This is a genomic window from Qipengyuania sp. R86523, from assembly GCF_044596365.1.
Classification (GTDB): Bacteria; Pseudomonadota; Alphaproteobacteria; order Sphingomonadales; family Sphingomonadaceae; genus Qipengyuania; species Qipengyuania citrea.
Genome location: NZ_CP138997.1, coordinates 920,641 through 942,796, shown reverse-complemented (window position 1 = coordinate 942,796; position 22,156 = coordinate 920,641). Strand labels below are relative to the sequence as shown.

Sequence of the window (22,156 nt, the reverse complement as noted above, 5' to 3'; positions counted from 1 at the left end):
ACTCTCACCGATGCGTGGACTTGCCTTGCGACAAGCACTTGGCATCCAGTGCCTGTCCTTCCATCCTGTCCTGAGACAGGGGCGGAAGGATCCGTCACCGGCGCTCGCACCGGCATCCGACCTCGCCCTCCAGCAGGCCCATCGGGGTGCGTCAGGCCGAAGCCCTCGCTTCCCTTGCCGAGCCGGCCTTCGCCGGGCGGTGCCGCGATCCGGCTTTCCGTTACTGGCCGAAGCCTCGAGCAGAGGGGCGCGGATCGGGTATGAAACCGTCAGCTGCGCCGCCTCCTCGGCATTCGACCGGGTCAGCCCGATCCATGGACAATGAACTTTGCGCTTCCGTCATCGACCGTCTTGCTTCGGGCTTGCACCATCCGCAATACGGCCTCTGGAAACACATGGACAGCATTCCCCATGTCTTTCCGGTGTGGAATTCCAAAGCGATTTCAAGCCGTTAAGCCCCGATCGCGTTGGCTTTCCAAGCCGTTCCGATAGATGAAAGCTGCGCCCGGTCGAACGATTCGTCCAGCGCCGGACGGGCAAGTTTTCCACTTTTCCAGCTTTTCGCTGTGGAGGAGAGTGGACAACTCAACCGGCTGCCGCAAACCTGCTCCGAGGCAGGTCCGCAGTCAGCGATCGCGCTTGGCAAGCAGCCTGAGGCGCAGCGCGTTGAGCTTGATGAAGCCTTCCGCATCTTGCTGGTCGTAGGCGCCGGCATCGTCCTCGAACGTCACATGCGCTTCGGAATAGAGCGTGTCGTCCGACTTGCGGCCGACCACCATGGCATTGCCCTTGTACAGCTTGAGCCGCACGGTGCCCGAAACCTTCTCCTGGCTGAGGTCGATCGCCGCCTGCAGCATTTCGCGCTCGGGGCTGAACCACAGGCCATTGTAGACCAGCTCGGCATAGCGCGGCATCAGTTCGTCCTTGAGGTGCGCGGCGCCGCGGTCGAGCGTGATCTGTTCGATCCCGCGATGTGCGCGGGCGTAGATCTCGCCGCCCGGCGTCTCGTACATGCCGCGGCTTTTCATCCCGACGAAGCGGTTTTCGACAAGATCTAGCCGGCCGATGCCATGCTTGCGGCCAAGGTCGTTGAGCGCGGCGAGCAGCGTGGCGGGGCTCATGGTCTTGCCGTCGAGCGAGACGCCGTCGCCCTTCTCGAAACCGATCTCGATATATTCGGGGGTGTCGGGCGCGTTTTCCGGATGGTCGGTGCGCGAATAGACGTAATCTGGGGTCTCTTCCCACGGATCCTCGAGTACCTTGCCTTCGGACGAGGTGTGCAGCAGGTTCGCATCGGTCGAGAACGGGCTTTCGCCGCGCTTGTCCTTGGGCACAGCGATCTGGTGCTTTTCCGCCCATGCGATCAGCGCGGTGCGGCTGGTCAGGTCCCATTCGCGCCACGGGGCAATGACCGTGATGTCCGGGTCGAGTGCATAGGCCGAGAGTTCGAAGCGGACCTGGTCATTGCCCTTGCCCGTGGCACCATGCGCGATCGCATCGGCATCGGTTTCCCGCGCGATTTCGACCAGGCGTTTGGAAATCAGCGGCCGCGCGATGCTGGTGCCGAGCAGGTAGTCGCCTTCATACCGAGCATTGGCACGCATCATCGGGAAGACGAAGTCGCGCACGAACTCCTCGCGCAGGTCCTCGATGTAGATGTGCTTGTCGGGAATGCCCATTGCACGGGCTTTCTCGCGCGCGGGTTCGATTTCCTCGCCCTGTCCCAGATCGGCGGTGAAGGTCACCACTTCGAGCCCGCGCTCGACCTCGAGCCACTTGGCGATGACCGAGGTATCGAGACCACCGGAATAGGCGAGGACGACGCGTTTGATATCGGACATTGGGGCACCTTCATTGTTCGAGGCGCGCCGCTAGCAGGGCGAGGGGGCTCTAGGCAATCAATTCACGCTTTGGCGGCAACAAGCGGACATGCGCCGATGTCTTGGCCGCGTCCTGAGGCCGAGGAGGGCGGATAGGGGGCGCCTGACCCGGCAGCGAGCGCGGGGCCACACCGAGTATCACGTGGAAAAGCGTTCAGCGAAGCTGGCTGTCCTTGCTGCCGCGGCGGTTGATCCCCGTGCTGCGCGCGCTGGCATCGAGACCCGACTGGCATTCGACGCAGCGCTTCACGCCCGGCAGCGCCTGACGCCGCCGCTCGGGGATTTCCTCGCCGCATTCGATGCACCACTGTTCGCTTTCGCCCACGGGCATGCGCGACCGTGCGGCGCTGACCGCGTCGGAAATAGTGTCGTCGATCTGGTCCTGTACCGCGCCGTCGCGCGCCCAACCACCTGCCATGACTTTTTCCTTTCCGGGCGAATGTGGGTGTCCAACCAGCTGGAATCAACCGGATGCGTAGCGTCAGCGGCTTTCCAGCATGCCGCCAAAGTGCCAGACTACGCCTGCAGGCAGACAGGGAGAACTTGGATGGCCGAGCCAAAGACGCAGCCCCGCGAAACGGACCCGGCCGATTTTCTCGCCACGGTCGAACCCGCGCGCAAGCGAGAGGAAGCGCGCCAGCTCGACGAGCTGTTTCGCCGCGTCACCGGGGAAGAGCCGTGCATGTGGGGACCGAGCATCATCGGATATGGCGCCTATCGCACGACCTACGCGAGCGGGCGCGCAGTGCACTGGATGCGGACCGGTTTCAGCCCGCGCAAGGCACGGCACTCGCTGTATCTGATGGGCGGCTATTGCGACGAGGAAACGGGCGGTCGCCACGCCGCTTCGCTCGAGCGACTGGGCAAGCATGCGCGCGGCAAGAGCTGCCTCTATGTGAACAAGCTGGCCGATATCGACCTCGCAGTGCTCGAAGAGATGATCCGGACGGATTGGGAAGCGATGAAGCGCCGCTATCCCGATTGATCAGATCCCCGCATACCACTGGTAGCCGGCGCGATCTTCCCAGTAGCCGCCCTTGCCGAGCCCGATATCGTCGAGGCTGGCGACGGCTTCGATCCCGGTCAGATACTTGGCGTGTTTGTAACCCAGTTGGCGCTCGATCCGCATGCGCAGCGGCGCCCCATTGCGGATGGGAAGCGGTTCCCCGTTTAGCCGGTGCGCCACGATGGTTTGCGGGTGGTAGGCATCGATCAGGTCGACGCTTTCGTAATAGTCCTGGCCGTTGAGATTGTCGGCGCAGCGGAAGACGATGAAGCGTGCTTCCTCGCGCAGACCGGCAGCGTCGAGCAGCAGCGACAATTGCGGTCCGGTCCATTCGCCGATCGCGCTCCACCCCTCGACACAGTCGTGCCGCGTGATCTGCGTGCGCTGCGGCAGCCGCCGGATATTCTCCATGCTTAGGCTGAGCGGTGTTTCGACCAGCCCGCCGACGGTCAGTCGCCAATTGGCAAAGCCTTCCTCCGCATGCGCCGGATAGCCGCCCGTTTGCGGATCGGTCGATCCATTGCCGCGGAAATAGGGCGAAATGGCGCTGCGCGGGTATTCGGGCGCCAGGGCGGTGCGGTCGGTCAGCAGCCGATGGGCGCTCTCGTGCCATTTCTCCGCTGCGCCCAGCAACGCCTGGCCCGGCTGGCTATCGGCCACCCGGTTGCATCCGGCGACGAAAGCCGCACCCAGGGTGACGAGGAAATTGCGCCGCTTCATGCCTGGCTGCCCCCGGAGATCATCGCGCGCATCTGTCCGATGGGGCCGGACAGCAGGACCAGCAGGACATGGACGACGAAAAATCCCGCCAGTGCGAAAGCGAAGATAAAGTGCAGCGAACGCGCGGATTGCCGGCCGCCCATCGCTTCGACCAGCCAGCCGAAGGTGGGTTCCATCCCCGGGCTGATCGCGATGCCGGTCAGGACCATCATCGGCAGGAACACCCCCAGTACAAGGCCGTAAGCGAGCTTCTGGAGGAAATTGTATTTTCCCGCGCCGTGATCGAACTCGAGCCGCAGGTGCGCGCGGACATCGCGCCATATCGCAGCGGGACGCCATTCGCTGCGGCGAGTGGCGATGTCGCGAACGAAGTGCCGATTGGCAAGCATGGCGACCCACATGAACAACAAGCCCAGCGCATAGGGCCACGCCATCAATATGTGCCAGTCGCGCGCGACTGCGAGGCTGTAATAGCCCGGAATGGTCATCCAGTCGGGAAAGCGCGGCACTGCCAGCCACGCCTGTTCGGGAGCAAAGCCCCAGTCGCCCCAGTACAGCCGGCGATGCGCATTGGAGATCGTCAGCCCGGACATGAACAGCACGACCACACACAGCAGGTTGAGCCAGTGCCACAGGCGAGTGCTGAGCGCGTGGCGCTTCACGCTGCCTGCCCCGCGCGCGCGAGGTAGATCACGTCGCGCGGCTGCGACAGCAGGTGCTGGCCGCTGTCGATATACAGCGTCTGCCCGCTGGCGAGGTGGCCAGCGGCAAGGAACAGCGCGGCATCGGCCACTTCGTCGGCGCCGGTCTTGCGGCCCAGCAGGTTCATCCGGTGCGAAATCTCGGTTTCCTCCTCGCTCTGGTCGTGGCTGGCAAGGATGGCGCCTGGCGCCAATGCATAGACCCGGTCGCGCGCGCCCGCCGCACCCATCGCGAGCATCGGCACGGTCGCTGCGACCGCATGTTTGCTCATGGTGTAGCTGAAGAAGTCGGGATTGGGATTGGCCAGCTTCTGGTCGGTCAGTTGGATCACCCGCCGCCCGCCCGGGGCCTGCGCCCCGGCAAGATAGGCCTGAGCCATGCGTGTCGGGGTGCGCGCGTTGATCTGCATCGTGCGCGCATTGGTTTCCGGATCGAGCGCAGTCACCCGGTCCGGGTCGAATATCGCCGCGCAATTGACCAGTGCGCGCCAGTCACCCAGCCGCTGCGCCAGCGTTTCGACCATCGCCACCGCCGCATCACCATCGGCAAGGTCGCACTGGAGGCATTCCGCGGATGGCAACGTTTCGGCAAGGCGTTCGGCTTCGCTGCGCGAGGAGCCGTACTGGATCACGACATGCCAGCCCGCCGCACCAAAGCGGCGCGCGATGGCGGCACCGATCCGTCTTGCTCCACCGGTTACGAGCACTGCTGGCCTGGGATCAGTCATCGCCTACGACCATAGCGCCGCGCGCACCAAAGAAAAGGCGCGCCGCCACCTGAGGGGAGGGTGACGACGCGCCTCGTGCACAGCCCCCGAGGGATCGGAAGGGGGCTGGGTCAGGGGTGGATCAGGCGGTTACCGGCACTGCAGGCTGCCGCGGTCGATCTCGCGACCGACGAGCCCGCCGACCGCGCCGCCGAGTATTGCGCCGAGCGTGCGATCGCCGTTGCCGGCAAGCTCGTGTCCGGCGAGCGCGCCGACCCCGGCGCCGATCACCAGCCCGGTCGTGCCGTTGTCGCGCTTGCAATAATACCGGCCGTCACCGCCGCGCCACATGCGGTCGCTGCGGCTGATCCGGCGCGGTTCGTAATAGCGTCCGCGGTCGTCGTAGACGCGGTCCTTGGCGCGCTTGCCGTGGGCGGGGGCCCAGGAGGGCGGGTCCGCAGCGGCCGGGGCGGAAAGGCCGGCACCCGTAAAGGCAAGCGCTCCGGCGGCGAGAGTGAGGGTGAGTTTCTTCATTGTCGTATCCGTTCGGCGATTGTGTCGGTTCGGGAACGGCGAGACATGGCGCCGGGTCCACAACCTGTGATGAACGGAACGCCGAACTGGGAATAACGCGACAGACCGTGCAATATCTCGCGATAAAGCGTTAGGCCTGGAGCCGTGCGCGCGCCTCGCCGCGCAGCTCATCGCTCAACCGGGGGAGCGCAGCCAGCTGTTCGCATTCCTCGCGCGTGGGCTTGTGCGCCGGATCGTAGAACTTGGCGAACACATGCGCGACGCTCCACACCGCATGTCCGATTTCGACGCGTTCGAGCGTATCGCCGGCCTGCGCCGTGCCTTCTTCGATCACCCGGTAATACCAGCCGCAATTGTGCTGCTTGACGATGCGCGCGACCATGCCCTTGCGGCCGAAATGATGTTCGATTTTCCAGCACGGTTTGCGCGGCTGGCTCACTTCCAGCAGTGCGCTGCCCAGCCGGAAACGGTCGCCGATATGGACCGCGTCCTCGGTCAGACCCTCCGCAACGATGTTCTCGCCAAATGCCGCGGGGCGCGAAAGCAGGTCGTGCCCGCCCAGCCACGCATCCCATTCGGCATAGTGATCGCGCGGGTAATGGTGCACCGCCATGTCCGGCCCGCCATGATGTTCGGTATCGGCCACCATGTCGCCTGCGAGGCCGAAACTGCGGATCGCGACGGTTCCTGCCAGTGGACGCTTGTCGATCGCGCTCATCTCGGCGCCGTTGAAGGGCTGGGGCTGTCCAGCACACAGCGCGGTGACATCGATTTTCATGCAGGCTCCTTGCGCAGGGTGAAGGCCGCCCAGTCGCGCTGGACGCCGTCGGCACCCTTGCCGCGATAGCAAACCGTGTCGACGATCGCGAACCCCGCCATGCGATAGGCGCTCTCGAGCCATGGCTCGCCGGGCAAATTGGTCAGCCGCCCCAGCGGATCGCGGTCTTCGCCCGTTCCGAGCTTGTAATTGGCAAAATGCCAGCCACCGGGACGAAGCGCATCATGGATGGCGGCCAGCACCGCGGGCAGGTCCGTGCGCGCGACATGCAACAGGCAGGCATGCGCCCAGACCGCGTCATAGGCATCCACCGCATCGAGCTCGTCGAAGCGCATCACCCGCGCACCCACGGCGAAGCGTTCATTGGCCTTGCGCACCATTGCGGGCGTGCCATCGGTCGCATCGAGATCGAAGCCGCGCTCGGCGATCCGGGCGGAATCCCGTCCTGCGCCACAACCCAGTTCGAGCACGCGCGCTCCGGGTTCGAGCCGGTCGAGAAAGCAATCAAGATGGCGGCTGGGCGCCTGGCCGAAGCTGAAAGTGTAATACGCCGCGTTCGCCTGGTAATAGGCGATCGTCGCGGCGTCGGCGCTCATCCCGCGGCGACCTCTGCCGCAGCGGCTTCGCGATCGCGCTGGGCGCGGCTTTTCTTTTCCGCCGCGGTCTTGAGCTGGCCGCAGGCGGCATCGATGTCGCGCCCGCGCGGGGTTCGCACCGGTGCGCTGATGCCGTGGTCGAAGACGATTTCGGAGAAGCGCTTCACCCGCTCGGGCGTCGAGCATTCATAGGGCGCGCCGGGCCACGGATTGAACGGGATCAGATTGACCTTCGCGGGCAGCTTGTAATGCTTGATCAGCCGGACAAGCTCATGCGCATCCTCGTCGGAATCGTTCTTGTCGCGCAGCATGACGTATTCGAAGGTGATCCGCCGGGCGTTGCTTGCGCCGGGATAGGCGGCGCAGGCCTCGAGCAGTTCCTCGATACCGTATTTGCGGTTGATCGGCACGATCTCGTCGCGCACTTCCTTGGTCACCGCATGGAGCGAGACCGCGAGGTTCACGCCGATCTCTTCGCCGCAGCGCTGCATTGCGGGGACGACCCCGCTGGTCGACAGCGTGATCCGGCGCTTCGACAGCGCCAGCCCGGCGCCGTCCATCACCAGCTTGAGCGCGCCTTTCACATTGTCGAAATTGTAGAGGGGCTCGCCCATTCCCATCATCACGATGTTGGTCAGCAGGCGGCCATCCGACCGGTATTCGCTGCTGTCCTCCTCGGTATCGAGACCCGCCATCGACCCCTTGGGCCATTCGCCCAGAGCGTCGCGGGCAAGCAGCACCTGACCGACGATTTCGCCCGGCGTCAGGTTGCGCACCAGCTTCATCGTACCGGTATGGCAGAAGGTGCAGTTGAGCGTGCAGCCCACCTGGCTGGACACGCACAGCGTACCGCGGTCCGCATCGGGAATGAAGACCATCTCGAATTCATGACCATCGGGGGTCTTGAGCAGCCATTTGCGTGTGCCGTCGGACGAATGCTGCGCTTCGACCACCTCGGGGCGGCCGATGTAGAAGCGCTCGGCAAGCCACGGGCGCATCGTCTTGGCGATATCGGTCATCGCCTCGAAGTCGGTCACGCCGCGATGATAGAGCCAGTGGAACACCTGCTTGGCGCGCAGCTTGGCCTGCTTGGCATCGAGCCCGGCCTCGGCAAACAGTGCGGTGATCTGGTCCTTCGGCAAGCCGATCAGATCGACGCGGCCGTCGGGGCGGGGCGTGATTTCACGCGCCACGGGAACCGGGTCAACCTGCCCGGGGATGCTCATGAGTGTCGTATCGGCCATGGGAGCGGCGCATATAGGGGCAATCGGCGCGAAAGCAAAGCACGGCGCGATACACTGCGCTTTCGCTAACGGCGATCACCTATGCGAGGGGAGAGCGCGCGCAGCGAGCGGCTCATTCCGTTCATCGCGCATCAATCACAACTGATCGCGCAACATGTGTTCAAAATGCCACAACTTCATGTTGTGTGAGGTTAATGAAACTCTTTCGGGTTCCGCACCGTTTTCCCGGTCCACGCAGCGCAAAAGCTGCGGGTCAATCAAACGGAGTTCGCACATGAACAAGATTTCCACTCTGCTCGTTGCCGGTTCGCTGGTCGCCTTCTCGGCACCTGCAATGGCTCAGGACACCGGCAGCTTCGATGGCTTCCGTATCCAGGGCGTCGCCGGTTATGACGCACTGAAGGCAGGCAGCAGCGTCGATGACGACGCCAATGCGGACAACGATCAGTCGATCGACGGCCTCGTATACGGCGTCCAGGTCGGTTACGATTACGATCTCGGCAATGCGGTCATCGGCCTCGAGGCCGAACTGACCGATTCCACCGCCAAGACCGAATTCGTGAACGGCGATTTCGAAGGCTTCGGCTTCGGCCAGGTCGAAGCGGGCCGTGACCTGTTCCTCGGCGCGCGCGCCGGTGCAAAGGTCGGACCGGACCTGCTGCTCTACGCCAAGGGCGGTTACACCAACGCCAAGCTCAACATCCTCGCGAATGACGGCACGACCGAATATAACGAGGACTTCGATCTCGACGGCTGGCGTGCCGGTGCGGGGCTCGAATATGCGATCAACCCGCGCACCTTCATGAATGTCGAATATCGCTATTCGAACTACAGCGAAGGCGAAGTCGATTTTGACGGCGACCTGGCCGACAGCGACCGTTTCGACGTCGATCTCGACCGTCACCAGATCATGGCCGGTCTCGGCGTTCGCTTCTAAGCGCGCCCGACCGAGTCTGATCGAGGGCCGGGGAGCGCGTCATGCGCTTCCCGGCCTTTCCGTATCAGCGGCGCGCGCAGGCGAGCGTGGCGGCATCCATCGCAGTGGCCGCCCCGGCCAACGAGTAGGTGTTCGAGAATCGCCGTCCGCGCGTGTCGGTGGCGCGGATTACCATCCGGTCTGCCGAACGCATGGCCGCGACGATCGCCGCATCCATCGTGCGGTCCCTCGCCCAGGCATCGCCGCCGCCGCCGGTCAGTTCGAAACGCTTGTCGCCGATCGACACGGTGATCGAGGAATCGCGTCGCAGTTTGCGTGATAGCCGGAAATGGACCTGCCCGCGAAGGCCGCGCCGCGGCCAGGTGCCGATGGTGGCGAAGGGTTCGAAATCGCGTTGCAGCCTGCTGGCCGCGGGCATGGCGATCGCATAGCAGCGCGGCACGGCGGCATCGCGGAACGCGCCCCAGTCGGAAAATACGCCCAGGCTGTCCTTCGCGGACAGGGGCGTCGTCAGCGCCAGCCCCGCGATCATGGCGAACAGGACGGCGCAAAGCCGCAACGGCTTCGAAGAAGGGCGGGTCTGGAACAGCATTCGGCGCATGGTCAGCGCCAGCCTTATGGCGCTGCGCGTGATCAAGCTAGGCCCCGGCATGTTCGCGGGCTAGCGGATAGGAAATCGCCACGATCTCCCATTCCTTTACCCCGCCGGGCAGCCGGACACTGCGCAGATCGCCGATCGCTGCACCCTTGAGCGCGCGCGCGAGCGGGGAAGACCAGCCGATCCGGCCCGCGCCGGCATCCTGTTCGTCGTCGCCCACCAGCGTCACGACGCGTTCCACGTCATCTTCGTCGGCCAGCGTAATTGTAGCGCCGAAAAAGGCGCGCGAGGTGTCCGGCTGGTCGGCGGGGTCGATGACGCGGGCGGCCTTGAGCCGCCGCGCGAGATGCGCCAGTTCGCGATCGATTTCGCGCATGCGCTTGCGGCCATAAAGGTAATCGCCGTTTTCGCTGCGATCGCCATTGCCCGCCGCCCAGCTAACGATCTCCACGATTTCGGGTCGCTCGGTGCCAAGCAAATGGTCGTAGCGCGCCTTCATCGCGGCATAGCCGGCGGGCGTGACGGGATTGGATTTGGGCGTCATGGAGCATGCGCCCCTAGCGCAAATCAGCCTGGCAGGTAATTGCGAATATCACGTTCGTAACCCGCCGACTTGTCAGGATGCATATTAGCATAGCTGATTGCGTTCCCGATCACGCGCATGACGTAATAGCGCGTTTCGAAATTGGACGGGATCTGTTCGATCCAGGTCACCCAGTCGACTGCGCCCGTGCGCGGATCGCCGTTGAGCCGAAGCCATTCGTTCACCCGTCCGGGGCCGGCGTTGTAGGCGGCAATGGCCAGCGGATAGGCCCCGCCATAGCGGTCCATCAACCGGGCGAAATGGGCATCGCCCAGCCGGATATTGTAGCTGGGGCTCTCGGTCAGATTGGCCGACATGTAGCGCACGCCGATTTTCCCGGCTTCTTCGCGGGCCGTGCCGGGCATCAGCTGCATCATGCCGCGCGCACCGGCATGGCTTACGCGGTTGCGGTCGAACTCGCTTTCCTGGCGCGCGATCGCGTGGACCATTGTCCAATTGGCGCCTGCATGCGTTTCGACCGTCGGATAACCGATGCGTTCGAACCCTTCGAGACCGTGTTCGCCGGCAACCAGACCCGCGACGACCGCCATTTCGTTCAGTCCGGTATCGCGAGCGAGTTGCCCGACCAGCGCCATCTGCTCAGGCGTGTCGGCCTTGTCCGCGATCGCCTCGAAGAAAGCACGTTCGGTCCGCCAGTCGCGGCGATTGCGCGCGATCGCCCGTAGCGCACCGGTAAGCGGATCGGCTTCGAAAGCGGCGCGCTGGGCGCTGTCGGCTGCCGGAACCGTAGCAAAGCCGGGCATGGGCTGCCCGAGCTCGCTCAGCGCCAGCTGGCCGTAATACCAATCGGGATAGTCGGCAGCGATGGCCCAGTATCGCTGCGCGCCTTCGGTATCGCCCGCGCGCGCTGCGGCGCGGCCCGCCCAGTAGAAACCCTTCGAGCGGGTCAGCGGAGTCTTCGCGGCGGTGCCATAGCGATAGAACAGCGGCGCGGCCTGCGCGCCGTCACCCAGCGACCAGAGCGCCTTGGTGCCGCCCAGCCACATCAGGTCGGTATATTTGTCGCGCAGCGTGAAGGAGCCGTCCGAAATATCGGTGCCCGGCGCAAACACATCGTCGACCTTCGATGCAATGCTGACCGCCTGCGTCGCACCTGCGCTCTTGGCGACCGCGAGCGCTTCGCTGATGAACTGCGTCCCGTCGAAAGCGGGCGTGGTGAAGGCGGCGCGGCTGGCAAGCAGGTTGACCGCTTCATAGGGCTGGCCGGAATTGCGGTAGTAGCGCGTCAGATTGTAGACATAGCCGGCCTCGCGCATCGCATCGGCGGGAAGGCGCAAACCTGCCTGCTGCGGCGTGCTGCCCTGCAGCAGCGCCAGCCGCGCCTGCGCCGTGTCACGATAGGCGGGGGATACCCGCATGACATGGCGCGAGGCAGCCTCGTAATTGCCCTGCCACAGCAGCGCATCCATCCGGGCGTCGTGATCTTCCGGCGCGAAACGGCTGCCGAACAGGCCCTGCATGTAAAGCTCCGCAGGGCCGCTCATGGTGCCGCTGCGCCAGGCTTCGCGTGCCACTTCGAGCGCTTCGGGCCGATCGAGCGAGGCCAGCGCGAGCGCGTAGCGCGCGCGGCCGCTGTTGGTAAGCGGCGAATGACGGTCGAAGAAACCGACGAGGTCCTGCGGGGAGGGCGCTTCCTCGTCGAGTGCTGCCTCGGCGCGGCGCTGAAGCAGTTCCTGCTTGGGGAAATCGGGGTAGGAGGTGATGAACCCGGCATAGGAGGCAAAGGGCAGGTCGTCGCGCGCGGTGAGATATTCCCACTGGCCAACCGCCTGGTCCATCTGACCCGGCTGCTGCGCCACGAGGCTGCTGCGACCGGCCTCCTGCGCCTGCGCGGTGGCGGGGAAGGCCAGTGCGGTACCGGCCATCAGTGCGATCGAGTAAATAGTTTTTCGTCCCATGCTGGACATAGTGCCCGGCCCCTCCTTATCAGGCGCTGAATGAATTGTGGCGCACATGCGCCGAAAATCGCCTTGTTTCATACCCCTAACGCAGGACCACCGTAAATGTTCTCAGGCTCGATTCCGGCTCTGGCAACTCCTTTTCGCGACGGATCGTTCGATGAAGCCGCTTTTCGCAAGCTGGTCGACTGGCAGATCGACAACGGCAGCAAGGCGCTGGTTCCCTGCGGCACCACTGGCGAGACCTCGACGCTGTCGAATGCGGAACATCACCGCGTGGTCGAAGTATGCATCGAACAGGCCGCCGGGCGCGTGCCGGTCATCGCCGGTTGCGGATCGAACGACACGCGCAACGCGTTGATGCACATGCAGTTTTCCAAGAAGGCCGGGGCTGCCGCGGGCCTGTGCGTAGCTCCCTATTACAACCGGCCCAGCCAGGCCGGCCTGATTGCCCATTTCAGCTATCTGGCGGAAAACAGCGATCTGCCGATCGTGCTCTACAATGTTCCCAGCCGCACGGTGACCGACATCGAGGATGAGACCGTGGTCGAACTCGTCCGCATGCACCCCGACCGGATCGTGGCGATCAAGGACGCCAGCGGCAACCTTTCGCGGGTGGCCGACCACCGCATGGGGCTGGACAGCGAGTTCTGCCAATTGTCGGGCAATGACGAACTGTGGCTGCCGCATTCGGCCGCGGGCGGCGCGGGATGCATTTCGGTGACCGCGAATGTCGCCCCCGCGCTGTGCGCCGAGTTTCACGAGGCCATCGCCGCCAATGAACTGGCGAGAGCGCGCGAGCTCAACGACCGCCTGTTCCCGCTGCATTACGCAATGTTTTCCGACGCCAGCCCGGCGCCGGTCAAATATGCGCTCAGCCGCGTGCACGACTGGTTTTCGCCCGATGTCCGCCTGCCGCTGTGCAATGCGAGCGAGGCGAGCCGCAAGGCGGTGGACGAGGCGCTGGAAATCGCCGGGCTGGTCTAGAAGACTTCGTCCTCGTCGAGCATGGGTGCGGCGGGGAAGGGCGGATCGCTGACGGCGAGCGCCTCGACGATGCTGTCGGCATGGTCGCCTGCATGGTCGAGCGCGTCGACCGCGGCGACGTGAAACAGCGCATCGCCCTGGTTGACGATCGGCAGCGTCGCATGGCCGATGATGACCCCGTCGCTGGGGCTCACGAGGTCTTCCTGATCCTCGCCGAACAGCCCGCCGACGCGCGCCAGCAGGTCGCCCGTGCGGACGATGTCTCCCGATTTGCGGACGCGGTGCGAAACCCCGCCGCGCGGCGCGCGTACCCAGCTCGACCGGCTGGATCGTACGGGCACGTGCACTTCGGCCAGCCCGTCGTCGGCATCGATCATCCCGATATGCGCCAATACGCGCACCACGCCCGCGACGCCGGTCTCGATCGAGAAGCGGTCGAAGCGCAGCGCCTCGCCCGCTTCGAGCAGCAGCATCGGCACCTCGCGGTCTCCAGCGAGCGCGCGCATCGAACCGGGCCGTAGCGGGCTCTCGATGATGATCGGCGCGCCGAAGGCCATCGCCAGCTCGGACAGGTAGGGGCTGCCCGATGCGATGCGGATCTGGGGCAGGTTGTAACGGTGGACTGCAGCCGAATGGATATCGATCCCCAGCGCGCAGCGGTCGATCACATGGGTAAGGAAGCTATGCGCCAGCTGCGAGGCGAGGCTACCGCGCTCTGCCCCCGGGAAGCTGCGGTTGAGATCGCGGCGATCGGGCAGGTACCGGCTGTGCGCGACGAAGCCGTAGATATTGACCGCAGGGGCGAAGATGATTGTCCCCGCAAGCATGTCGGGGGCAAGCCGCGTAAGCAGGCGCTGGATGATCGCCGTGCCGACGATCTCGTCGCCATGCACCGCCCCGCTGACGAAGACGCAGGGGCCGGGCCGCGAACCATGCATGACGCGCAGCGCCAGCGCCGCATCCAGCCCGGTGACCTGCTGGCTTACGGGAATGGCGACCGTCGCGCAGGTGCCCGGCATGATCGTCTGGTCGTGAAGGCGGAAGGCTTCGCCGGTATCGTCGCTGCTCATGCGCGCCCCCCGCCATGCAAAACCGGCGCAAGGCAAGAGAATTCCGCGTGCGGCGGTTTGGATTTGGGCACCGTTGCAAGCAAAGATCGCGCCGGAAAGTACCGAGATCAGCGAGCAATGCGTCGGCAGAGCGAGATGGCGCCCCGCCTGCCGACGCATATTGCTTTTGCCAGCTGCGCTGGACCCGTCAGTCGGCCGGGTTGTGCCGTTCGACGAAGCCCACGGCCGCTTCGAGCATCTGCAGCCGGGTGCTCGACAGCGACAGCCAGTGATCTTCGCCTTCCAGCCGGACGAGCTCGTAAGACTTGCCTGCGTCCTTCAGCGCATCCGCCATTTTGTCCGAGTGGCTGAAGGGTACGACCGTATCGTCTTCGCCGTGGATCAGCATGATCGGAGCATCGGCACGGTCGGCAAACCGGCGCGGGGATACTTCGTCCCAGCGATCGCGCGGGCCGAGCTGGTCGAGCAGCCGTTTCTTCGTGATCCGGTTCTGTGCTGTGCGCGTGTCTTCATTGTACATCGCGGCAATATCGCTGACCGGGGCGACGGCAACAGCGCATTCATACAGGCCCTGCTGAAGCGTGACACCTGCAAGCGCGGCATAGCCGCCATAGCTTGCCCCGACGATGCAAGCGCGATCACGATCGACAATGCCTTTGTCCGCCAGCATGGCGAGGCCATCCGATATGTCGGTCTGCATTTTCCTGCCCCATTCGCCGTAGCCGGCCAGTTTGAAAGCGTCGTCGCGGTTGGTCGATCCGCGAAAGTTGGGTTGGAACACGGCGTAACCCCGCGACGCAAACGCCTGCGCCCACCAATCGAAAGCTTCGGAATCGGAGCTATGCGGGCCACCATGCGGGAGCACTACCACCGGGAGGTTCGTTGCCTCACGGCCCGGCGGGAGCGTGAGGATACCGTCCATTTCAAGCCCGTCCGAAGCCGTATATTCGACGGTCGATACCGCACCGACTTCATTGGGGCCGAGCTCCTTGCGTTCGTAGGCGATGGCGTCGGCTTTGCCGGATGTCAGGTCCACCACGAACCAGGTGCCACTGTCCTTGTTGCCACTGGTCCTGACGAGGACCTTCTTGAAGTCCGGCGACCAGTCGACCATCCGCATGTCGAAATCGGCAAAGGCGCTGCGAATGCCAGTCGCCGCAGACTGGAATGCGGGATCGCGGAAGACGGGCCCCTTCTTCTGGTCGAGATAGCCGATCAGATTGCCCGTGCGCTCGTCCCAATACAGGCGGTCGACGTGTTCATCCGGCAAGAACGGCGTGGCCACACCGCCTGCCAGTGGGACTTCGTACCACTGGGTGATGTTGTCTTCGTCACGCTCCGAATAGATGACCGTGGTGCCGTCATATCCGAGGCCGACGAGGCCGACGCGGCCATTTCGCTCATTGCCGCTGGCAATCGCATCACCTTGCGGACCAGCAAGTCTCCAGTCGCCGTCATCGGCACTGACATCCATCATCGCAGCGACTTCGCCGCGCGCGTCCAGCAACCAGTCGCGCGAGATGCCCTCGCGCGCGGCAGTGGCAACGCGTGTGGGTTGGTTCTCCCTGGTGTCGACGCCATAGAGGTAACGGCGGCCGTGCTTCCAGATCATGTTGGTGCTGGCAACACCGCCTGCCTTCTCCAACTCGATCGCGCCGAAATAGGCCATCCACCGATTGTCGATGAAGCGTGTGCCATAGCTACCCCAAATCGCATCCACCAAATCGCGCGAGCTGCCGAAGACGGTTTCGATCTCGCCCTTATATGTCACCGGGATCAGGCGGGCGACGTTGAATTCAGCCATGTTGGTAGTGAAGCCCCGGAGATCTTCGGTCTGGCCGGTGACGAGCAGGATCTGGTCGTCGCCGACCCAATCGAAATACCGCACCTTGGCGTCGCCGACCGCGAGGCGGCTGATCAGTTTCATGTTCGAATCGAGGAAGAACAGTTGCCGGGTTCCCTCATGCGTCAGCAGAATTGCGATATTCGCTCCGCTGGGCGAGATCGAGGCATCTTCGACGTCCGGAAGCGCGCCGAAAGCCGCCAGCGGGACCTGTTCCTGCGCGGCTACACTCGGTGCGGAAAATGCGAGAGAAAACGCGGCGAATGCCGCCGCGAAATGCGGAAATACTTTCATACGACCCCCTGAAAACGTTCGATAATCCTGCCGAAGTGCTCAGCGCGTTTCAAGGGGCAACCTTCAAGGGCTTGGCGTTTCTCCCGCCAGCACCTACATGCGCCCACCCTATGGCACGCCCCAAACCCGCCACTTTCGACAAGCAGAAGACCGTCGCCGACAACCGGCGCGTGCGGTTCGACTATTTCGTCGAGGAAACCTTCGAGGCCGGCCTCGCGCTGCAGGGGACCGAGGTCAAGGCGCTGCGGGCGGGCGAGGCGAGCATCAAGGAAAGCTACGCCGAGGTCCGCGACGGGCAGGTGTGGCTGGTGAATGCCAATATCCCCGAATATTCGCACGGCAACCGACTGAACCACGAACCGCGCCGGCCGCGCAAGCTGCTGCTCAATGCGCGCGAGATCGAGAAGCTGTTCGGCGCGGTCGAGCGCAAGGGCATGACGCTGGTCCCGCTGTCGGTCTATTTCAACTCGACGGGCCGGGCCAAGGTCGAACTGGCCCTGGCCAAGGGCAAGCAGGCGCACGACAAGCGCCAGACGATAAAGGATCGCGACTGGAAGCGCGACAAGGCACGGTTGATGCGCGATCGTGGATGAGCGGGCCGGCGGGCCCTTTTATTGCGCACTTGCGTTAACCACATCGACAGTGATGCCGCATTCGTCGCAAGCCCCTTCCGCCGCGCCCTTGCAACCGCCAATGAGGCGGCGCATGGCAAGGGCGTGGCAATGAGCAAGCGTAGATCGAAAACGGCACTCGCGGACTGGCTCCGCCTGCGCATGCCGACGCGCGAGCAAATGGCGCGCAACAAGTACCTCCAGCCGATCGCGCACCGGTTCCTGACGCCCGAACTGTGGCGCTTTACCCGCCGCAGCGTGCCGCGCGGCGTTGCGCTGGGCGTGTTCGCCAGTTTCATCATTCCGGTCGGACAGATCTTCCTGGCCGCGTTCATGGCGCTGCCTGCGCGTGCCAACGTACCGCTGTCCACGCTGGTGACCTTCATCACCAATCCCTTCACCTTCCCGTTCTGGGCAGTGGTTGCAAACAAGCTGGGCGCGTTCCTGCTCAAGGTCGATCTGGCAGCCACCGGCGGCGCGGCGCAGGAAGAAATCACCAGCGGGCGCTGGGCCTGGTTCATCGAACTGTTCGCCGATGTCGGGGTTACCGTGCTCGTGACGATCTTCGGCTTCATCGTCCTGGCACTGGTCGGGGCGGCGCTCGGCTACCTGGTCAGCAGCGTGGTATGGCGCTTCGTCGTCGCGCACCGGCGCAAGCGCAAGCTGCGCGCGATGGCGCGGCCGGCGGCACGGTCCACGGCGGGGAAGCTGCGCGAATGATCGCCAAGGACGAGCATCCGGTATCGACCCTGCCGCCCGTGCCGCTCATGCTCGGCGTGGTGGCGGCCGCGGCCGTATCGGTGGCCCTGGTGTGGCTGAGCACGCCGGAATCGGCCGTCGCGCTCGCCTATGGCGGGGCGCTGGTCACGGTGCTGCTGATGCTGCTGGTCATCGCCCGGCTCAAGAGCCCGCCGGCCGAAGCGCAGATTGCGCAGACCGATTGGTCGATCACCAGCGCGGCAATGGAAAACCGCCGCCGCGCCATTGCAATCATCGACCGCGCCAACCGGTTGGTCTGCGCCAATTCGTCATATGAGGCGTGGTTCGAGAGCACCGCGGCGCCATACGATCTGGCGTTCGAACCGGACACGCAGGAGGCAGTAATCGCGGGAACGCGCAATGCCTGGCGCGACGGATCGGCCCGGGTCGAGGATATTCGCCTGACTGGGTCGGACGCCAGCTACGAGCTCCAGCTCGAGCGCATCGGCCGCGGCGAGGCCTATCTGCTGTGGCGTTTCTCCGAAATGCACCAGGAACGCACTTACGATGGCCTTTCCGAACAATTGTCGGGTGCGTTCGGTGAATTGATGTCGCGTGCGGGGATCGAATCCGCGCTGGTCGCGCCGAATGGTATCGTCCTGACAACGACCCCCGGACTGGCCGAACGCGCGACCGGCAGCCGCGACAATTCGCTCGCGGGGCTCGAATTCGTGCAATTGCTGCGCTCGGACGATCGCGACCGCATCTTCTTCGCGCGCGAAGGACAGCAGGGCTCGCCGCAGACGCTGATCCATATCCCGCTCGATACGCCTACCAGTCCGCGATTGAGCGATGCCGACGAAGCGCCCTCGTTGATGCTCCTGATCGACAGTTCGGTGGGTATCGGCGGGGGAACGGACAGCAATGGCAAGGCCGCGATCCCGCAGCTCGAAGCCCTGCTTTCGGCGCTGTCGCTGGGTCTCGCGCTGACCGATCGCGACGGGCGGTTCCTGTTCGCCAACAAGGCCTTCCTGCGTGCGGTCGAACGCGTCGATCGGGGGCTGCCGCAATTCCCCTCCGATCTCGTGGTGGGCGAGGACAAGGCGGCGATGGCCGATACGGTGCGCCGCTTCGCCAAGGGCGCGACCGCCAGTGGCGACATGGCGGTGCGGCTGGCCAACGACAAGGAAGAACCGGTGTCGATGGGCCTCGCCGGGGTGCGCGGTCTCGGCGATGCGGCAGTGCTGCTGTCGATCTCCAATTCCTCGGAGGAAAAGCGCCTGCGCCGGCAGGTGGCTCAGGCCACCAAGATGCAGGCGGTGGGCCAGCTGGCCGGCGGGGTCGCGCACGATTTCAACAATGTGCTGACCGCGATCATCGGCTATTGCGACCTGATGCTGCTGCGCCATACGCCGGGCGACAGCGATTACGACGACATCCAGCAGATCAAGGCCAATTCAAACCGCGCCGCCAGCCTGACGCGGCAATTGCTCGCCTTCAGCCGCCAGCAGACCCTGCGCCCGGTGGTGTTGCAGCTGCCCGACGTGGTGAGCGAGGTCAGCCAGCTGCTCAAGCGGCTGATGGGCGAGAAGATCGAGTTCTCGGTCCGCCACGACCGCGAACTGGGTTCGGTCCGGGCCGACCCGCAGCAGCTCGAACAGGTCATCATCAACCTGGCGGTGAACGCGCGCGATGCGATGCAGGCCAATGCGCTCAAGCGGGGCAAGCAGGACTGGAAGGGGCGGCTCACTCTCGCAACGCGGCGCGTGTCCGCGCGCGACGTGCGCAAGATGGGCATCGATATCATGCCCGCCGACGATTACACCGTGCTGATCGTCCAGGATACCGGCGGCGGCATACCCGAAAGCCATCTCAACAAGATCTTCGAACCCTTCTTCACCACCAAGGAGCAGGGCAAGGGCACCGGGCTGGGCCTCTCGACGGTCTACGGGATCGTCAAGCAGTCGAACGGGTTCATCTTCGCCGACAATGTACAGGGTCCCGACGGCACCCCGATCGGCGCGCGTTTCACCATGTACCTCCCGGTGCACAAGGGCGAGCTGCCCGCGAACATGCGCAGCGAGGAAATCGAGGAACCCAAGGCGACCGAATGGTCCGCCGGGGGCAAGCTGCTGCTGGTCGAGGACGAGGACATGGTCCGCGCGGTGGCCGAACGCGCGCTGGTGCGCGCGGGCTATACCGTGACGACCGCGGCCGACGGCGAGGAGGGGCTGGCGGCGGTGGCCAATGGCGATACCGAGTTCGATATGATCGTGTCCGACGTGGTGATGCCGACGATGGACGGGCCGGCCATGGCGCGCGCAATCCGCAAGGTTAAGCCCGACATCCCGATCCTGTTCATGTCGGGCTATGCCGAAGAACAGCTGCGCAATGACATCGATATCGCGAACATGCATTTCATCCCGAAGCCGTTCAGCGTGCAGCAGATCAATGCGAAGGTTTCCGAAGTGCTCAGCGAACAGCGCGGATAGAGCTGGCGGAATTAAGGCGATTATCCCCTTGCGACAAGTAGGGTTTCGTGCTACATAATGGCATGGCCAAAAACACTCTCACGCTCCGCAAATTTCAGGACCGCTTCCCCACCGAGGAAAGCTGCCTAGAGCACCTCAAGCTGACTCGCTTCGGTGAGCGCCACGAGTGTGAGAAGTGCGACAAAGATGCGCAGTTCTACCGCGTCCAAAAGCGCCGCAGCTATGCTTGCGAGCACTGTGGCCACCAGATCTATCCAACCGCTGGAACACCTTTCCATCGCACCCGCACGAGCCTGCGCGATTGGTTCTATGTAATGTTTTTGTTCTGCACGACGCGGAACGGTGTCGCTGCCAAGGAAGTCGAGCGCCAGATCGGCGTCACCTACAAGACCGCGTGGCGCATGTGCCATGAAGTTCGGAAGTATATGGCTATCGTGGACGGTGACGAACCGCTTGGCGGCCCGTTCAAGACCGTGGAGATCGACGAGACGTTTATCGGCGGCTTCAAGCGCGGTGGGCAAGGCGGCAAAGGCAAGTCGGTAGTGTTGGGGATGCGCCAGCGAGACGGTGACATTGTAACGCGCGTTGTGGCCAACCGCCGCAGCGGAACACTGCTCCCTCATATTCACGCCTTCGTGAAGCCGCACAGCGAAGTGTATACGGACGAACTAATCGCTTACGGCGGTCTGCGCGCCCTCAACGGCTACTGGCACAAGACGGTGAACCATTCGAAAGGCGAGTATGTCTGCCGTAACAGCGGTGCGACGGTGAACGGTATCGAGGGATTCTGGGCGCAGCTAAAGCGCTCGATCAACGGGACGCATATTCACGTCAGTCAGAAGCATCTTCCGAAGTATCTTGGTGAGTTCGAGTTTCGTCACAATCGCCGGAACCGTCCGGAGATGATGCTTTCGGAGTTGATGACGGCTTTTCAGCGTTAGGGCCGGTCATCGCCTCTAGGAGGCGATCGAAGCGAGCCTGTTCGTTCTCCATTGGCCTATCCACTCATAATTGGGTCAAACACCGCTACGTCAAACTTGGGGTCTGCGAGATAGGTTTCAATCTTAGCTTCCCTAAGTCTGTTGAACTGTGCGGCTTGCCTTAGCTCTTTAAATTTTGAAATCACGGTGTCGTGAAGTGGTCTCCAAGCCTGGACAGCTTTGAAGAAGCCGGAACTGTCCCGCAACCGGTCGTGCTCTATCAAGCCGCTCACCACCTCATGGAGCTTGTGCACCCGCACGCGATATTCCACCAGCGCTTTCAGCAGGGCTTCTTGCGCTGTGTCCAGCGGCACCCCTCTCAATCTAGAGGGGTCGGACAACATCGGAATTAACTCCGGGGGGCGGTGAGAGTTAAGAATTCCGGCCCAGCCCAATTTGCCCGCGGGGTGATCGCTCCATGCGGCTTTAAAGTTGTAGGCTGATAGCCGCACCGCTTCTCGCACAGCATTGTCAGCTTGCGCCAAAGGCGTGGCGACGAAATTGGCAAGCGCCTGCTTTGCGCTGATTATATCAGCGGGCTCGGGAGGTGGAGCAGGCGGCGGACGCGTCAAATCTGCAATTTTTTGACGGGCATCGGCGAGACTGACCTCAGTCTCGGACCATTGCTCGTATGGGACACGCCAAATCCAGTTAACAAGAAAGCCGACAATGGCGATGGTCCCCCAAGACACCACCCCAATGAGCAAGGCCCAAAGGACCTCGTTCGGTGTTGCTTCGGGATCAAGCGTAAGCCTGTAATAGGATAAAACCGCTACTATTCCCGCAGCGGCAAGGGTGATTATACGGTTTGTCCAAGTGCCGAAAGTGTCCGTCATGGCCTTCGACCATGCGAAACTTGCTGATTGTCGAAATCTCCCCATCCGCACCTCATATCACGCACCCCCGACGAGTTGAGTGATACTTGTCGGAAAGGGATAATCCCCGGAATTAATTTCGTTCCCTACTTGTTCTTTGAG

22 protein-coding genes are annotated in these 22,156 nt (G+C 63.8%); 7 read left to right on the top strand and 15 right to left on the bottom strand.

Features of this window, described 5'->3' with window-relative positions; genetic code table 11:
* Nucleotides 1-626: 626 nt before the first annotated feature.
* Together SJY12_RS04565 and SJY12_RS04560 are read right to left on the bottom strand one after the other, a co-directional pair.
* Complete coding sequence (locus tag SJY12_RS04565) at nt 627-1,841, bottom strand: argininosuccinate synthase (protein ID WP_160766637.1); 1,215 nt, start codon at nt 1,839-1,841, stop codon at nt 627-629.
* Nucleotides 1,842-2,034: 193 nt separating this feature from the next.
* Nucleotides 2,035-2,298 carry a DksA/TraR family C4-type zinc finger protein gene (locus SJY12_RS04560; RefSeq protein ID WP_050601035.1) on the bottom strand — a complete coding sequence of 88 codons (264 nt, stop codon included), beginning with the start codon at nt 2,296-2,298 and terminating at the stop codon, nt 2,035-2,037.
* Between the two features lie 129 nt (nt 2,299-2,427).
* Here SJY12_RS04560 and SJY12_RS04555 point away from each other — a divergent pair, with 129 nt between their 5' ends.
* The gene (locus tag SJY12_RS04555) at nt 2,428-2,865 is read left to right on the top strand and encodes a DUF1801 domain-containing protein (protein ID WP_230833157.1); all 438 of its coding nucleotides are present in this window, start codon (nt 2,428-2,430) and stop codon (nt 2,863-2,865) included.
* Here the strand turns inward: SJY12_RS04555 and SJY12_RS04550 are convergent, their stop codons facing one another.
* The 7 genes from SJY12_RS04550 to rlmN all read right to left on the bottom strand — a co-directional run bounded on the left by SJY12_RS04550 (nt 2,866) and on the right by rlmN (nt 8,166).
* Complete coding sequence (locus SJY12_RS04550) at nt 2,866-3,606, bottom strand: molybdopterin-dependent oxidoreductase (RefSeq protein WP_063505777.1); 741 nt, start codon at nt 3,604-3,606, stop codon at nt 2,866-2,868.
* A complete protein-coding gene (locus SJY12_RS04545) occupies nt 3,603-4,268 on the bottom strand; it encodes a cytochrome b/b6 domain-containing protein (protein WP_063510596.1) in 666 nt (221 codons plus the stop codon). The genes SJY12_RS04550 and SJY12_RS04545 overlap by 4 nt, the downstream gene beginning before the upstream one ends.
* A complete protein-coding gene (locus SJY12_RS04540) occupies nt 4,265-5,035 on the bottom strand; it encodes an SDR family oxidoreductase (RefSeq protein ID WP_397506141.1) in 771 nt (256 codons plus the stop codon). Before SJY12_RS04540 ends, SJY12_RS04545 begins: the two co-directional genes overlap by 4 nt.
* 129 nt (nt 5,036-5,164) lie before the next feature.
* Nucleotides 5,165-5,548 (bottom strand): glycine zipper 2TM domain-containing protein, encoded by a 384-nt coding sequence (locus tag SJY12_RS04535; RefSeq protein WP_050601040.1) that lies wholly within the window; start codon nt 5,546-5,548, stop codon nt 5,165-5,167.
* 130 nt (nt 5,549-5,678) lie between these two features.
* On the bottom strand, nt 5,679-6,326 hold the full coding sequence (locus SJY12_RS04530) for an MOSC domain-containing protein (protein ID WP_397506138.1): 648 nt from the start codon (nt 6,324-6,326) through the stop codon (nt 5,679-5,681).
* Nucleotides 6,323-6,922, bottom strand: a complete 600-nt coding sequence (locus tag SJY12_RS04525) for a class I SAM-dependent methyltransferase (RefSeq protein WP_397506137.1) — start codon at nt 6,920-6,922, stop codon at nt 6,323-6,325. The genes SJY12_RS04530 and SJY12_RS04525 overlap by 4 nt, the downstream gene beginning before the upstream one ends.
* Nucleotides 6,919-8,166 carry a 23S rRNA (adenine(2503)-C(2))-methyltransferase RlmN gene (gene rlmN / locus SJY12_RS04520; RefSeq protein ID WP_063505772.1) on the bottom strand — a complete coding sequence of 416 codons (1,248 nt, stop codon included), beginning with the start codon at nt 8,164-8,166 and terminating at the stop codon, nt 6,919-6,921. The genes SJY12_RS04525 and rlmN overlap by 4 nt, the downstream gene beginning before the upstream one ends.
* A 274-nt stretch (nt 8,167-8,440) precedes the next feature.
* On the opposite strand from rlmN, the gene SJY12_RS04515 reads away from it, so the two are divergent.
* Complete coding sequence (locus tag SJY12_RS04515; RefSeq protein ID WP_050601044.1) at nt 8,441-9,103, top strand: outer membrane protein; 663 nt, start codon at nt 8,441-8,443, stop codon at nt 9,101-9,103.
* Between the two features lie 64 nt (nt 9,104-9,167).
* Here the strand turns inward: SJY12_RS04515 and SJY12_RS04510 are convergent, their stop codons facing one another.
* The 3 genes from SJY12_RS04510 to SJY12_RS04500 all read right to left on the bottom strand — a co-directional run bounded on the left by SJY12_RS04510 (nt 9,168) and on the right by SJY12_RS04500 (nt 12,170).
* Nucleotides 9,168-9,635 carry an invasion associated locus B family protein gene (locus SJY12_RS04510; protein WP_397506647.1) on the bottom strand — a complete coding sequence of 156 codons (468 nt, stop codon included), beginning with the start codon at nt 9,633-9,635 and terminating at the stop codon, nt 9,168-9,170.
* A gap of 106 nt (nt 9,636-9,741) precedes the next feature.
* On the bottom strand, nt 9,742-10,245 hold the full coding sequence (locus tag SJY12_RS04505) for a GreA/GreB family elongation factor (protein ID WP_397506135.1): 504 nt from the start codon (nt 10,243-10,245) through the stop codon (nt 9,742-9,744).
* Nucleotides 10,246-10,268: 23 nt separating this feature from the next.
* A complete protein-coding gene (locus SJY12_RS04500) occupies nt 10,269-12,170 on the bottom strand; it encodes a lytic transglycosylase domain-containing protein (protein WP_397506134.1) in 1,902 nt (633 codons plus the stop codon).
* Between the two features lie 138 nt (nt 12,171-12,308).
* Between SJY12_RS04500 and dapA the strand changes: the two genes are divergently transcribed.
* Nucleotides 12,309-13,190, top strand: coding sequence for a 4-hydroxy-tetrahydrodipicolinate synthase (gene dapA, locus SJY12_RS04495; RefSeq protein ID WP_397506133.1), 882 nt, complete (start codon nt 12,309-12,311; stop codon nt 13,188-13,190).
* On the opposite strand, the gene SJY12_RS04490 is transcribed toward dapA, so the two are convergent.
* Nucleotides 13,187-14,260: a succinylglutamate desuccinylase/aspartoacylase family protein gene (locus SJY12_RS04490; protein ID WP_397506132.1), complete on the bottom strand. Its 1,074-nt coding sequence runs from the start codon at nt 14,258-14,260 to the stop codon at nt 13,187-13,189. The two genes, dapA and SJY12_RS04490, sit on opposite strands and share 4 nt — an antisense overlap.
* Nucleotides 14,261-14,447: 187 nt before the next feature.
* Complete coding sequence (locus SJY12_RS04485; RefSeq protein ID WP_397506131.1) at nt 14,448-16,397, bottom strand: alpha/beta hydrolase family protein; 1,950 nt, start codon at nt 16,395-16,397, stop codon at nt 14,448-14,450.
* Nucleotides 16,398-16,507: 110 nt separating this feature from the next.
* Here SJY12_RS04485 and smpB point away from each other — a divergent pair, with 110 nt between their 5' ends.
* From smpB to SJY12_RS04465, 4 genes are all read left to right on the top strand, one after another.
* The gene (gene smpB, locus SJY12_RS04480; RefSeq protein ID WP_050601050.1) at nt 16,508-16,990 is read left to right on the top strand and encodes an SsrA-binding protein SmpB; all 483 of its coding nucleotides are present in this window, start codon (nt 16,508-16,510) and stop codon (nt 16,988-16,990) included.
* 129 nt (nt 16,991-17,119) lie between these two features.
* Entirely contained in the window at nt 17,120-17,728 is a 609-nt protein-coding gene (locus SJY12_RS04475) for a DUF2062 domain-containing protein (protein ID WP_050601323.1), read from the top strand.
* A complete protein-coding gene (locus tag SJY12_RS04470; protein WP_397506130.1) occupies nt 17,725-20,199 on the top strand; it encodes a response regulator in 2,475 nt (824 codons plus the stop codon). Before SJY12_RS04475 ends, SJY12_RS04470 begins: the two co-directional genes overlap by 4 nt.
* Before the next feature lie 62 nt (nt 20,200-20,261).
* Complete coding sequence (locus SJY12_RS04465; protein WP_397506129.1) at nt 20,262-21,140, top strand: IS1595 family transposase; 879 nt, start codon at nt 20,262-20,264, stop codon at nt 21,138-21,140.
* A gap of 56 nt (nt 21,141-21,196) precedes the next feature.
* On the opposite strand, the gene SJY12_RS04460 is transcribed toward SJY12_RS04465, so the two are convergent.
* The gene (locus tag SJY12_RS04460; RefSeq protein ID WP_397506128.1) at nt 21,197-22,015 is read right to left on the bottom strand and encodes a hypothetical protein; all 819 of its coding nucleotides are present in this window, start codon (nt 22,013-22,015) and stop codon (nt 21,197-21,199) included.
* Nucleotides 22,016-22,156: the final 141 nt, after the last annotated feature.

Bases quoted from the DNA above. Each gene is read 5' to 3' on its own strand.
- SJY12_RS04565 (WP_160766637.1), bottom strand. From the start codon at position 1,841: ATGTCCGATATCAAACGCGTCGTCCTCGCCTATTCCGGTGGTCTCGAT.
- SJY12_RS04560 (WP_050601035.1), bottom strand. From the start codon at position 2,298: ATGGCAGGTGGTTGGGCGCGCGACGGCGCGGTACAGGACCAGATCGAC.
- SJY12_RS04555 (WP_230833157.1), top strand. From the start codon at position 2,428: ATGGCCGAGCCAAAGACGCAGCCCCGCGAAACGGACCCGGCCGATTTT.
- SJY12_RS04550 (WP_063505777.1), bottom strand. From the start codon at position 3,606: ATGAAGCGGCGCAATTTCCTCGTCACCCTGGGTGCGGCTTTCGTCGCC.
- SJY12_RS04540 (WP_397506141.1), bottom strand. From the start codon at position 5,035: ATGACTGATCCCAGGCCAGCAGTGCTCGTAACCGGTGGAGCAAGACGG.
- SJY12_RS04535 (WP_050601040.1), bottom strand. From the start codon at position 5,548: ATGAAGAAACTCACCCTCACTCTCGCCGCCGGAGCGCTTGCCTTTACG.
- SJY12_RS04530 (WP_397506138.1), bottom strand. From the start codon at position 6,326: ATGAAAATCGATGTCACCGCGCTGTGTGCTGGACAGCCCCAGCCCTTC.
- SJY12_RS04525 (WP_397506137.1), bottom strand. From the start codon at position 6,922: ATGAGCGCCGACGCCGCGACGATCGCCTATTACCAGGCGAACGCGGCG.
- rlmN (WP_063505772.1), bottom strand. From the start codon at position 8,166: ATGGCCGATACGACACTCATGAGCATCCCCGGGCAGGTTGACCCGGTT.
- SJY12_RS04515 (WP_050601044.1), top strand. From the start codon at position 8,441: ATGAACAAGATTTCCACTCTGCTCGTTGCCGGTTCGCTGGTCGCCTTC.
- SJY12_RS04510 (WP_397506647.1), bottom strand. From the start codon at position 9,635: ATGATCGCGGGGCTGGCGCTGACGACGCCCCTGTCCGCGAAGGACAGC.
- SJY12_RS04505 (WP_397506135.1), bottom strand. From the start codon at position 10,245: ATGACGCCCAAATCCAATCCCGTCACGCCCGCCGGCTATGCCGCGATG.
- SJY12_RS04500 (WP_397506134.1), bottom strand. From the start codon at position 12,170: ATGGCCGGTACCGCACTGGCCTTCCCCGCCACCGCGCAGGCGCAGGAG.
- dapA (WP_397506133.1), top strand. From the start codon at position 12,309: ATGTTCTCAGGCTCGATTCCGGCTCTGGCAACTCCTTTTCGCGACGGA.
- SJY12_RS04490 (WP_397506132.1), bottom strand. From the start codon at position 14,260: ATGAGCAGCGACGATACCGGCGAAGCCTTCCGCCTTCACGACCAGACG.
- SJY12_RS04485 (WP_397506131.1), bottom strand. From the start codon at position 16,397: ATGAAAGTATTTCCGCATTTCGCGGCGGCATTCGCCGCGTTTTCTCTC.
- smpB (WP_050601050.1), top strand. From the start codon at position 16,508: ATGGCACGCCCCAAACCCGCCACTTTCGACAAGCAGAAGACCGTCGCC.
- SJY12_RS04475 (WP_050601323.1), top strand. From the start codon at position 17,120: ATGAGCAAGCGTAGATCGAAAACGGCACTCGCGGACTGGCTCCGCCTG.
- SJY12_RS04470 (WP_397506130.1), top strand. From the start codon at position 17,725: ATGATCGCCAAGGACGAGCATCCGGTATCGACCCTGCCGCCCGTGCCG.
- SJY12_RS04465 (WP_397506129.1), top strand. From the start codon at position 20,262: ATGGCCAAAAACACTCTCACGCTCCGCAAATTTCAGGACCGCTTCCCC.
- SJY12_RS04460 (WP_397506128.1), bottom strand. From the start codon at position 22,015: ATGACGGACACTTTCGGCACTTGGACAAACCGTATAATCACCCTTGCC.